The sequence below is a fragment of the Aeromicrobium sp. genome, assembly GCF_047607065.1.
GTDB lineage: Bacteria > Actinomycetota > Actinomycetes > Propionibacteriales > Nocardioidaceae > Aeromicrobium.
Genome location: NZ_JASGDU010000032.1, coordinates 21,824 through 31,462 on the forward strand (window position 1 = coordinate 21,824; position 9,639 = coordinate 31,462).

General features: G+C 70.5%; 12 protein-coding genes. 9 read left to right on the forward strand and 3 right to left on the reverse strand.

The window, feature by feature from the left end; genetic code table 11:
- Positions 1 to 13: 13 nt before the first annotated feature.
- Positions 14 to 1,270, reverse strand: coding sequence for a geranylgeranyl reductase family protein (locus QM597_RS04675; RefSeq protein WP_415003712.1), 1,257 nt, complete (start codon positions 1,268 to 1,270; stop codon positions 14 to 16).
- 36 nt (positions 1,271 to 1,306) lie between these two features.
- Between QM597_RS04675 and QM597_RS04680 the strand changes: the two genes are divergently transcribed.
- The 5 genes from QM597_RS04680 (at position 1,307) to QM597_RS04700 (ending at position 6,417) form a co-directional block, all read left to right on the forward strand.
- Positions 1,307 to 2,020 (forward strand): queuosine precursor transporter, encoded by a 714-nt coding sequence (locus QM597_RS04680; RefSeq protein ID WP_415003713.1) that lies wholly within the window; start codon positions 1,307 to 1,309, stop codon positions 2,018 to 2,020.
- A 39-nt stretch (positions 2,021 to 2,059) separates the two neighbouring features.
- Positions 2,060 to 3,211 carry a flavodoxin-dependent (E)-4-hydroxy-3-methylbut-2-enyl-diphosphate synthase gene (gene ispG, locus QM597_RS04685; protein WP_415003714.1) on the forward strand — a complete coding sequence of 384 codons (1,152 nt, stop codon included), beginning with the start codon at positions 2,060 to 2,062 and terminating at the stop codon, positions 3,209 to 3,211.
- Positions 3,212 to 3,376: 165 nt separating this feature from the next.
- The gene (locus QM597_RS04690) at positions 3,377 to 4,219 is read left to right on the forward strand and encodes a GNAT family N-acetyltransferase (RefSeq protein ID WP_415003715.1); all 843 of its coding nucleotides are present in this window, start codon (positions 3,377 to 3,379) and stop codon (positions 4,217 to 4,219) included.
- A 23-nt stretch (positions 4,220 to 4,242) separates the two neighbouring features.
- Positions 4,243 to 4,605, forward strand: a complete 363-nt coding sequence (locus QM597_RS04695) for a hypothetical protein (protein WP_415003716.1) — start codon at positions 4,243 to 4,245, stop codon at positions 4,603 to 4,605.
- 72 nt (positions 4,606 to 4,677) lie between these two features.
- Positions 4,678 to 6,417, forward strand: a complete 1,740-nt coding sequence (locus QM597_RS04700) for a proline--tRNA ligase (protein ID WP_415003717.1) — start codon at positions 4,678 to 4,680, stop codon at positions 6,415 to 6,417.
- 42 nt (positions 6,418 to 6,459) lie between these two features.
- Here the strand turns inward: QM597_RS04700 and QM597_RS04705 are convergent, their stop codons facing one another.
- The gene (locus tag QM597_RS04705; RefSeq protein ID WP_415003718.1) at positions 6,460 to 6,843 is read right to left on the reverse strand and encodes a DUF4439 domain-containing protein; all 384 of its coding nucleotides are present in this window, start codon (positions 6,841 to 6,843) and stop codon (positions 6,460 to 6,462) included.
- A complete protein-coding gene (locus QM597_RS04710; RefSeq protein ID WP_415003719.1) occupies positions 6,840 to 7,274 on the reverse strand; it encodes a hypothetical protein in 435 nt (144 codons plus the stop codon). Before QM597_RS04710 ends, QM597_RS04705 begins: the two co-directional genes overlap by 4 nt.
- Positions 7,275 to 7,406: 132 nt before the next feature.
- Here QM597_RS04710 and rimP point away from each other — a divergent pair, with 132 nt between their 5' ends.
- The 4 genes from rimP to QM597_RS04730 all read left to right on the forward strand — a co-directional run.
- On the forward strand, positions 7,407 to 7,883 hold the full coding sequence (gene rimP, locus QM597_RS04715) for a ribosome maturation factor RimP (protein WP_415003720.1): 477 nt from the start codon (positions 7,407 to 7,409) through the stop codon (positions 7,881 to 7,883).
- A 1-nt stretch (position 7,884) separates the two neighbouring features.
- Entirely contained in the window at positions 7,885 to 8,919 is a 1,035-nt protein-coding gene (gene nusA / locus QM597_RS04720) for a transcription termination factor NusA (RefSeq protein ID WP_415003721.1), read from the forward strand.
- Positions 8,856 to 9,194, forward strand: coding sequence for a YlxR family protein (locus tag QM597_RS04725; protein WP_415003722.1), 339 nt, complete (start codon positions 8,856 to 8,858; stop codon positions 9,192 to 9,194). The genes nusA and QM597_RS04725 overlap by 64 nt, the downstream gene beginning before the upstream one ends.
- Positions 9,195 to 9,340: 146 nt before the next feature.
- On the forward strand, positions 9,341 to 9,639 hold a 299-nt coding region (locus QM597_RS04730; protein WP_415003723.1), incomplete at its 3' end, for a translation initiation factor IF-2 N-terminal domain-containing protein.

Consider the following 9,639-nt stretch of genomic DNA (forward strand, 5'->3'; position numbering starts at 1 on the left):
GAGCGCCCGTCCTTCAGGAAGTGAAGGGCGGGCGTTCGTCGAGCCGGATCGACTGACGTCCGGCCCAGCGCCACAGGCGCGCGACGGCATCGCGGTCGTCGTCGGTGACGAGATTGCCCATGACGCGCAGCGCGATGGTCATCAGCCGGTGCGAACGCATGGCCACCGGTCCGGCCAGCGGGATGATTCGGGGGATCGTCAGCAGGCCGGCGAGCCGGCGCGCGATGGAGAAGGCCTCGCCGTAGTGGGTGGTCAGCAGGTCCGGCCAGGCCAGATCGAGCCGGTCGTTCCCCTCGGCCAGCAACTCCGCGCCGACGCGGCCGGTCTCCAGCCCGTAGTCGATGCCCTCGCCGTTGAGCGGGTTGACGCAGCCGGCGGCGTCGCCGACGAGGAGCCAGTTGGGTCCCGCCACGCCCGAGACCGCCCCGCCCATCGGCAGCAGGGCGCTGGTCGGGGCGCGCAGCGCCTCGCCGAGGCCCCACTCGGCGCGGCGCAGCCTCGCGTAGTACTCCATGAGCGGACGCAATTGCAGGTCGGCGGGGCGCTTGGCCGTGGCCAGCGCGCCGACCCCGAGATTGACCTCGCCCTGGGCGGTTCCCAGCGGGAAGATCCAGCCGTAGCCCGGCAGCAGCTCCCCGTGCGGGCCGCGCAGTTCGAGGTGCGAGCTGATCCACGGATCGTCGGCGCGGGCGGAGGTGACGTAGGAGCGGCCGGCGACGCCGTAGGTGGTCTCCCGGTGCCAGGTGCGGCCCAGGGCGCGCCCCAGCGAGGACTTCACCCCGTCGGCGACGATGAGCCGGCGGCAGAAGATCGTGTGCAGCACACGCTCGCGGCCGATGCGGAAGTGGACCGCCGTGACGCGGCCGGCGGTATTGCGGTCGACGTCGACGGCACGGGCGCTCTCGACCCCGGTGACGCCGGCCTCCAGCGCGGCGGCGCGCAGCCGGTCGTCGAGTTCGGTGCGCGGCACCGCCGAGCCGTGGTCCGGCAGCGAGCCGCCCGGCCACGGCAGCAGCAACTCGACGCCGAAGCCCGCCGCCCGCAGGCCGCGATTGCTCGTGTGCGAGCGGACCCAGGAACCTAGGCCGAGCCGGTCGAGTTCGGCGATGGCCCGTGGCGTCAGGCCGTCGCCGCAGGTCTTGTCACGGGGGAAGGCGGCGGCGTCGGCGAGCACGACGTCCAGGCCGCTGCGGGCCGCCCACGCCGCTGCCGAGGAGCCGGCGGGGCCGGCACCCACCACGAGGACATCGGTCTGGGTCGGCAGGGGCATGGGCCGATTGTTCCAGAGCCTGCGACGATAGCGGCCATGAGTTCTCAGGCAACCTCACCAAAACCTGCGGCCCGTTTCGCCTCGCGCGGCTCGACCCGTTTCGACATCCTCCTGGCGCTGTTCTGCGTGGTCTTGATCGTGTCGAACATCGCCGCGACCAAGAGCATCGAGATCGGCGCGGGGTCGTTCAACCTCGGCTCGCTGCAGATCTGGCCCGTGGTCACCGACGGCGGGGCGATCCTGTTCCCGCTCGCCTACATCCTCGGCGACGTCATCAGCGAGGTCTACGGGTTCGCCGCAGCCCGGCGGGCGGTCCTCGTCGGGTTCGCCGCCGCCCTCATGGCCGCGGTCACCTTCTGGCTGGTCGAACGCGCCCCGGCGGCGAGCTTCTACGAGAACCAAGAGGCATTCGCGAGCGTCGCCGGTCCGGTCGCACAGGTCGTCGTCGCCAGCGTCGCCGGCTACGTCGCCGGCCAGCTGCTCAACTCCTGGGTGCTCGTGCGGATGAAGGAGCGCACGCGCGAGAAGGGCCTCATCGGTCGGCTGGCGGCCTCGACCGGCGTCGGCGAGCTGGCCGACACGGTGCTGTTCTGCGCTATCGCGGCCAGCGCCATCGGTATTGACTCGCTCGGTGTGTTTGGCAACTACGTCGTCGTCGGTGTGCTCTACAAGGTCGCCGTCGAGTTTGCGGTGATGCCGGTCACGGTCGCGGTCATCGCGTGGCTGAAGCGCCGCGAGACGACCTACTGACCGCCGCCGCTGTGCCGGACGGGCGCTACTGTCGATGCCATGACCACGGAACTGGGTATGCCCGAAGCGCCCGCGCCGGTGCTGTCACCGCGCCGCCGGTCGCGGCGCATCAAGGTCGGCACCGTCGACGTCGGCGGCGACGCGCCGGTGTCGGTGCAGTCGATGACTACCACCTTGACCTCCGACGTCAACAGCACGCTGCAGCAGATCGCCGAACTGACCGCCGCCGGCTGTGACATCGTGCGCGTCGCCTGCCCGAGTTCCGACGACGCCGACGCGCTGCCGGCCATCGCGGCCAAGAGCCAGATCCCGGTCATCGCCGACATCCACTTCCAGCCCAAGTACGTCTTCGCCGCCATCGACGCCGGCTGCGCGGCGGTGCGCGTCAACCCCGGCAACATCCGCAAGTTCGACGACCAGGTCGGTGCCATCGCCAAGGCGGCCAAGGACGCCGGGGTCTCGATCCGCATCGGTGTCAACGCCGGATCGCTCGACAAACGGCTGCTGGAAAAGTACGGCAAGGCCACGCCCGAGGCGCTGGTGGAATCGGCCGTGTGGGAGGCGTCGCTGTTCGAGGAGCACGACTTCCACGACTTCAAGATCTCGGTCAAGCACAACGATCCCGTGGTCATGGTGCGCGCCTACCAACTGCTCGCCGAGCGCGGCGACTGGCCGCTGCACCTCGGTGTCACCGAGGCCGGTCCGGCCTTCCAGGGCACGATCAAGAGCGCGGTGGCCTTCGGTCACCTGCTCGGGCAGGGCATCGGCGACACGATCCGCGTCTCGCTGTCGGCTCCGCCGGTCGAGGAGGTCAAGGTCGGCCTGCAGATCCTCGAATCGCTCAACCTGCGCCCGCGCCGACTGGAGATCGTCTCCTGTCCGTCGTGCGGTCGCGCCCAGGTCGACGTCTACACGCTCGCCGAGCAGGTCACGGCCGGGTTGGACGGCCTGGAGGTGCCGCTGCGGGTGGCCGTCATGGGCTGCGTCGTCAACGGTCCCGGCGAGGCGCGCGAGGCCGACCTCGGCGTCGCCTCCGGCAACGGCAAGGGGCAGATCTTCGTCAAGGGCGAGGTCATCAAGACGGTGCCGGAGTCCAAGATCGTCGAGACGCTGATCGAGGAGGCCATGCGCATCGCCGACGGCATGGAACCGGCCGAGGGAAGCGCCCCGGAGGTCACCGTCAGCGGCTGACCACCGAATGAGGGGGTTCGTGCCGGTCATTGAGGTGCGAGCTTGCGAGCCTCGAAATGACCCGCCCACGGCAGGCTTCGAGGCTCGCTCGTACCTCAGCCAGCGTCTTCCGCGTACTTTCTAAGCAGTGGCTCGTGAGGCCGAGGCGTACTACGAGGAGGCATCGTGCGGACATCGACGATGGCGGTGCGCGTGCTGTCGTCGGCCGACCTGCCCGCGTACCACCGGCTGCTCGCCGCCGATCCCCACGGCAACGTCTTCTTGCGGCACCGCGCCGACGTGACCGGCTTGGAGTCGCCGTGGCTGGGCGGGCGCATGCTCGGCTGGTTCGCCGACGACGTGCTCACCTCGGTGTGCCATCACGGGGCGAACATCGTCCCCGGCGAGGCGACGCCCCAGGCCATCGACGCCTTCGCGCAGGTGATCGCCACCGGTACGTCACGCCCGGCGTCCATCGCCGGACGGCAGGCCGATGTGTTGCGGCTGTGGTCGCACCTGGAGCGGGTGTGGGGACCGGCGCGCTCGGTGCGGCCCGAACAGCCCTTCCTGCTGCTCGACACCGCGCCGGCGGTGGCACCGGACCTGCGGGTCCGCCCGGTTCTCGTCGACGAGATCGACGTGCTCTATCCGGCCTGCGTGCGCATGTTCACCGAGGAGGTCGGCGTCAACCCCGAGACGACGCACGGCAGCCTGTACCGCGCGCGCGTCGCCCAACTCATCGCGCAGGGATGGGCGTTCGCCGTCATCGAGGACGGCCGGGTGCTGTTCAAGGCGGAGATCGGCGCGATGGCGGCCGGCACCTGCCAGATCCAGGGCGTGTGGATGACCCCCGAGCTGCGCGGCACGGGGTGGGCCGCCCCGGCGCTCGCGGGCGTCGTCAACCTCATCCGCGACCAGTTCGTGCCGGCGGTCAGCCTCTACGTCAACGCCCACAACGAGCGCGCTCACCGGGCCTACCTGCGGGCCGGCTTCCGGCACCACGACACCTTTGCGACCGTCCTGCTGTGAGCGGCGCGGCTACAGTCGTGCCCATGACGCGCGACATCAAACTGCTGGCCGTGATCCTCGGCGGTGCCGGCATCCTGCACTTCGTCAAGCCCGAGCCGTTCGAGAAGATCGTGCCGAAGCCGCTGCCGTACAAGCGCGAGCTGGTCTACGCCTCGGGCGTCGTGGAGGTGGGGTCGGCGCTCATGCTGACCCGTCCGCGCACTCGCCGCTGGGGCGGGCGGCTGGCCGAGCTGCTGCTCGTGTCGGTCTTCCCCGCGAATGTGCAGATGGCGCTCGACGGGGTGCGCAGCGAACGGTCGCCGGGCTGGTACAAGGCCGGCGTGATCGGCCGGCTCCCGCTGCAGCTGCCGCTCATCGCCATCGCCCGCAAGGCCGCGCGCTCCTGACCCGCCTCCCGACGGGGCCGACGGGCCGGGCCGGGTGGTAGAGCGCGCCTCGATAGGGTCGCTGCCATGCGCATGACCCAGTTGTTCGTCCGTACCCTTCGTGACGCCCCGGCCGATGCCGAGGTCCCGAGCCACCGCCTGCTGGTGCGTGCGGGGTACGTGCGCCGCGCCGCGCCGGGCATCTACACCTGGCTGCCGCTCGGCCTGAAGGTGCTGGGCAAGGTCGAGCAGATCGTCCGCGAGGAGATGAACGCCATCGGCGGCCAGGAGGTGCGCTTCCCCGCGCTGCTGCCGCGCGAGCCGTACGAGGCGACGAACCGCTGGAACGAGTACGGACCTAACCTGTTCCGCCTGCAGGACCGGCGCGGCACCGACATGCTCCTGGGACCCACGCACGAGGAGATGTTCACGCTCCTGGTCAAGGACCTGTACTCGTCGTACAAGGACCTGCCGGTCGTGCTGTACCAGATCCAGACCAAGTACCGCGACGAGGCGCGCCCCCGCGCGGGCATCCTGCGCGGGCGCGAGTTCGTGATGAAGGACTCCTACTCCTTCGACGTCACCGACGAGGGCCTGGCCGCGAGCTACCAGGCGCACCGCGACGCCTACGTGCGCATCTTCGACCGGCTCGGCCTGGAATACGTCATCGTGCAGGCCGACTCGGGGGCGATGGGCGGCTCGGCCAGCGAGGAGTTCCTCGCGGTCTCTGCGGTCGGCGAGGACACCTTCGTCCGGTCGCCCGGCGGATACGCCGCCAACGTCGAAGCCGTCACGACGGTCGTACCGCCGGCGCAGCCGGTCGACGGGCTGCCGACCGCGCGAGTCGTCGACACGCCGGATACGCCGACCATCGAGACGCTCGTCGACCACCTCAACGCGAGCTTCCCGCGCGAGGACCGGCCGTGGACCGCAGCCGACACGCTCAAGAACGTGCTGGTCATGCTGCGCCATCCCGACGGCAGCACCGAACCGCTGGCCGTCGGCGTGCCCGGCGACCGGGAGGTCGATCCGAAGCGCCTGGAGACCCAGGTATCGCCGGCCGAGGTGGAGGCCTTCGACGAGGCCGCCTTCGCCCGGTATCCGCAGCTGGTCAAGGGCTACATCGGCCCGGCCGCGCTCGGCACCGAGAGTGTCACCGGCATCCGCTATCTGCTCGACCCGCGGGTGGTCGAGGGCACCGGCTGGGTCACCGGCGCGAACGAGCCGGGCCGCCACGTCATCGACCTGGTCGCGGGGCGTGATTTCACGGCCGACGGCACCATCGAGGCCGCCGAGGTCCGTCCGGGCGATCCTGCACCGGACGGCTCCGGACCGCTCGAGCTGGCCCGCGGCATGGAGATGGGGCACGTCTTCCAGCTCGGCCGCAAGTACGCCGAGGCGCTGGGACTGCAGGTGCTGGACGAGAACGGCAAGCTGGTCACGGTGACGATGGGGTCCTACGGGGTCGGCGTGTCGCGGGCGGTCGCGGCCGTGGTCGAGAGTTCGCACGACGAGTTCGGCATCGTCTGGCCGAAGGAACTGGCACCGTTCGACGTGCATGTGGTGGTGGCCGGCAAGGACGAGGCGACGGCGGCCGGGGCCGAGCAGGTCGTGGCCGACCTGGAGGCGTCCGGGCTGGAGGTCCTGTTCGACGACCGCCCGAAGGTCTCGCCGGGCGTGAAGTTCAAGGACGCCGAACTGCTCGGCATGCCGACCATCGTCGTCGTCGGCCGCGGCTACGCCGACGGCCTGGTGGAGGTCAAGGACCGGGCCACCGGCGAGCGCCGCGAGGTTCTGGCCGCCGATCTGGTGGCGACGCTCACCGCCGACTGACCCCCAAGATTTCTGCGGAGTCCAGGTGTTTTCCGGACCGGCTCAGGCGTCGAGGCCGGGGAAGGCGACGGGGGTGCCGCCCCAGTCGAGGCGGGCCGTCTCGGCGGTGACCAGGCGGGTCAGCGCGTCGTCGCGGTCCTTTCCGGTCGTCGATCCGGCGAGGATCGCCCACGCAGCACCGATGCGCGCCTCGATGCCCTGCGCGCGCTCCAGCGCCTCGGCCTCGTCGGCGACGGTGGCCGGGGCGTAGGAGGCCTGAGGGGGCACGTCTTCGGCCACTGCGGCGATGAGCCGGTCGCGCTCCTTACGGTGGGCGGTGAAGGCTTCGTAGGCGCGCTGGCTCAGGGCGGGAACGGCCCCGCCGATCAGCCCGTAGGTCCACACGGCCTCGTGCTCCAGGGCGAGGACGTCGGCCAGCCGGCTCATGCGATCACCCCGTTCCCGGCCAACTCCAGGCAGGCCGCGACGGAACCGAGGGTGCGGGCCAGATCCGGTGAGACCGCGTCGAGCGCCTGGTCGCGCCGGGCGAGGGCTGCGTCGGCGAGTGCCGTGCGGGCGGCCTCCAGGTCTACGGCGGGCGGTTCGGTTGACGCGGGCGCCCCACCGAGTGCGTCCAGGTGTTCGGTCAACAGGTTGGAGAGGGTCCCAGACAGGTCGCCGACGAGCGAGATCAAGCGGGCCTGATCGGCTGCTGCCTTGGCCAGCAGGGCGCGGTCGGCCTCGTCGGGCTTCGATACCGGATCGATGCCGATCCGGCGGGCAACATCGTCGAGACGGCCCACGGTGCCGAGTCCGCCGACCGCAGCTGCCGCCGCCACAGCGGCACCACTGAGGATCACGGTTCGTCGGCGCGTCACGCTGGCAGGGTATCCGACCACGGGATGCCGGTACGCTGGTGACGGTGCCGTCGCCTCGGCGGCACCGACAACCGAACCCCACAATCGGACCCCCGGAGCGGATCGCCGCCGGCCGCCTGAGAAGGAGAAGCGATGGATGACCGGATTGCGGCCGTCGTGCGCGACATCGTCGCAGCGCACGGGTTCGACCTCGACGACATCACGCTCGGCGGCGGGAAGCGCCGCATGCTGCGGGTGGTCGTCGATGCCGAGGGGGGCGTCGGGATCGACGCGCTCGGCCGCCTGAGCCGCGAGATCTCTCAGGCGCTCGACACCGATGCGGGTGCCCAGGCGGTTGTCGGGGCGGGTGCCTACACGCTGGAGGTCACCTCCCGCGGTACCGACCGGCCTCTGGTGATCGCGCGCCATTGGCAGCGCAATGTGGGCCGCCTCGTGGCGGTCACGCCCATCGAGGGCGACCATTTTACCGGACGGGTCGCGCACGCCGACGAAGAGGCCGTGACGCTGCAGGTTGCGGGCAGCGGGCAGTCCGAGGAGCGGGTCGTCCCGTATACGCAGATCCGCGCTGCGGTCGTCCAGGTCGAACTGAACCGAAAGAAGGACAGCTGAGATGGATATCGACATGACGGCGCTGCGCGCCCTCGAACACGAGAAGGACATCTCCTTCGACGTTCTGGTCGAGGCGATCGAGCAGGCGCTCCTGTCGGCCTATCACAAGACGCCCGGTGCGCTGCCGCAGGCGCGAGTGGTCCTGGACCGCAAGAGCGGCCATGTCAGCGTCCTGGCCCGTGAACGGCTCGTCACCGAGGTGCGGGTCGAGACCGACGATGCGGAGCCGCCGGCCGCGCGGTTCAGCGAGGAGTTCGACCACACGCCTGACAACTTCGGCCGTACGGCCGCAGCCATCGCCCGCCAGGTCATCATGCAGCGTATCCGCGAGGCCACCGACGACCTGACCTACGGCGAGTTCTCCGGCAAAGTCGGCGACATCGTCTCCGGTGTCATCGCCCAGGGGCGCATGCCCGGCGATGTGCTGCTCGACCTCGGCAAGGTGGAGGCGTTGCTGCCGGCCACCGAGCGCGTCGCCGACGAGAAGTACGCCCACGGCGAGCGGCTCAAGGCCTACGTCTACGACGTCGAGAAGGGGCCGCGCGGCCCGCGGGTCAAGGTCTCGCGCACCCATCCGAACCTCGTACGCCTGCTGTTCGCCCTGGAGGTGCCCGAAATCGCCGACGGCGCGGTCGAGATCGCCGCGATCGCCCGCGAGGCCGGCCACCGGTCCAAGATCGCCGTCCGCGCGACCGTTCCCGGCGTCAATGCCAAAGGCGCTTGCATCGGACCGATGGGCGCGCGGGTGCGTAACGTCATGCACGAGTTGCACGGCGAGAAGATCGACATCGTCGACTACAGCGACGATCCGGCCGAGTTCATCGGGTACGCGCTCTCGCCGTCGCGGGTCACGAGCGTTACGGTGGTCGACGAGGCGGCCCGCGCCGCGCGCGTCGTGGTGCCAGACTTCCAGCTGTCCCTGGCTATCGGCAAGGAGGGCCAGAACGCCCGCCTGGCCGCCAAACTGACCGGTTGGCGCATCGACATCCGGCCGGACACGGCACCGGGGGAGGCATCGCCATCGCGCGCGGGGTAGAATCGAGGACGGTCTGGCGTACGTGCATCGGATGCCGAAAGCGTGCGGCTCAGACCACCCTGGTTCGTCTCGTCGCGGTGCAGGCCGACACCCTTACGGTGGTCACGCCCGATCCGCGTCGTCGCTTGCCGGGCCGAGGTGCCTACCTGCACCCCGATCCGGCGTGTGTGGACCAGGCGAGACGTCGCGCGGCGTTCGGCCGGGCGCTCCGGGTTTCCGGGGCACTCGACCTGCACCTGCTCGACGGCCTGCCCGGACCCGAACCCACCACCTAACCCATCTGCGAGGCCGTGCCTCGCACCGACCGGAAGCGGAGCACTCAGCTCATGAGCACTCGATGAGTACGTTCCGATGATCTTGTACGTCAATCCGGTCTGATTCCTCCTTACATGGGAGCGATCAGGCCCCATGAAGGAGAACAGTGGCTGTCAGAGTCCACGAGCTCGCGCGCGAGCTCGGTGTGGAGAGCAAAGTCATCCTGTCCACGTTGAAGGACATGGGTGAATACGTGAAGTCGGCATCCTCGTCGGTGGAAGCGCCGGTCGTGCGCCGCCTCAAGGAGGAGCACGGCGACGCCCTGCGGGCGCAGGGTGCCAAAAAGAAGGCCCCGGCCAAGAAGGCTGCCGCCGATGCTGCGCCGGCCGCCCCTGCGGCCGAGGCCGCCGAGGCTCCTGCGGCTGAGCAGGCCCCCGCCGCGCCGACTCCCGGCCCGCGTCCGAG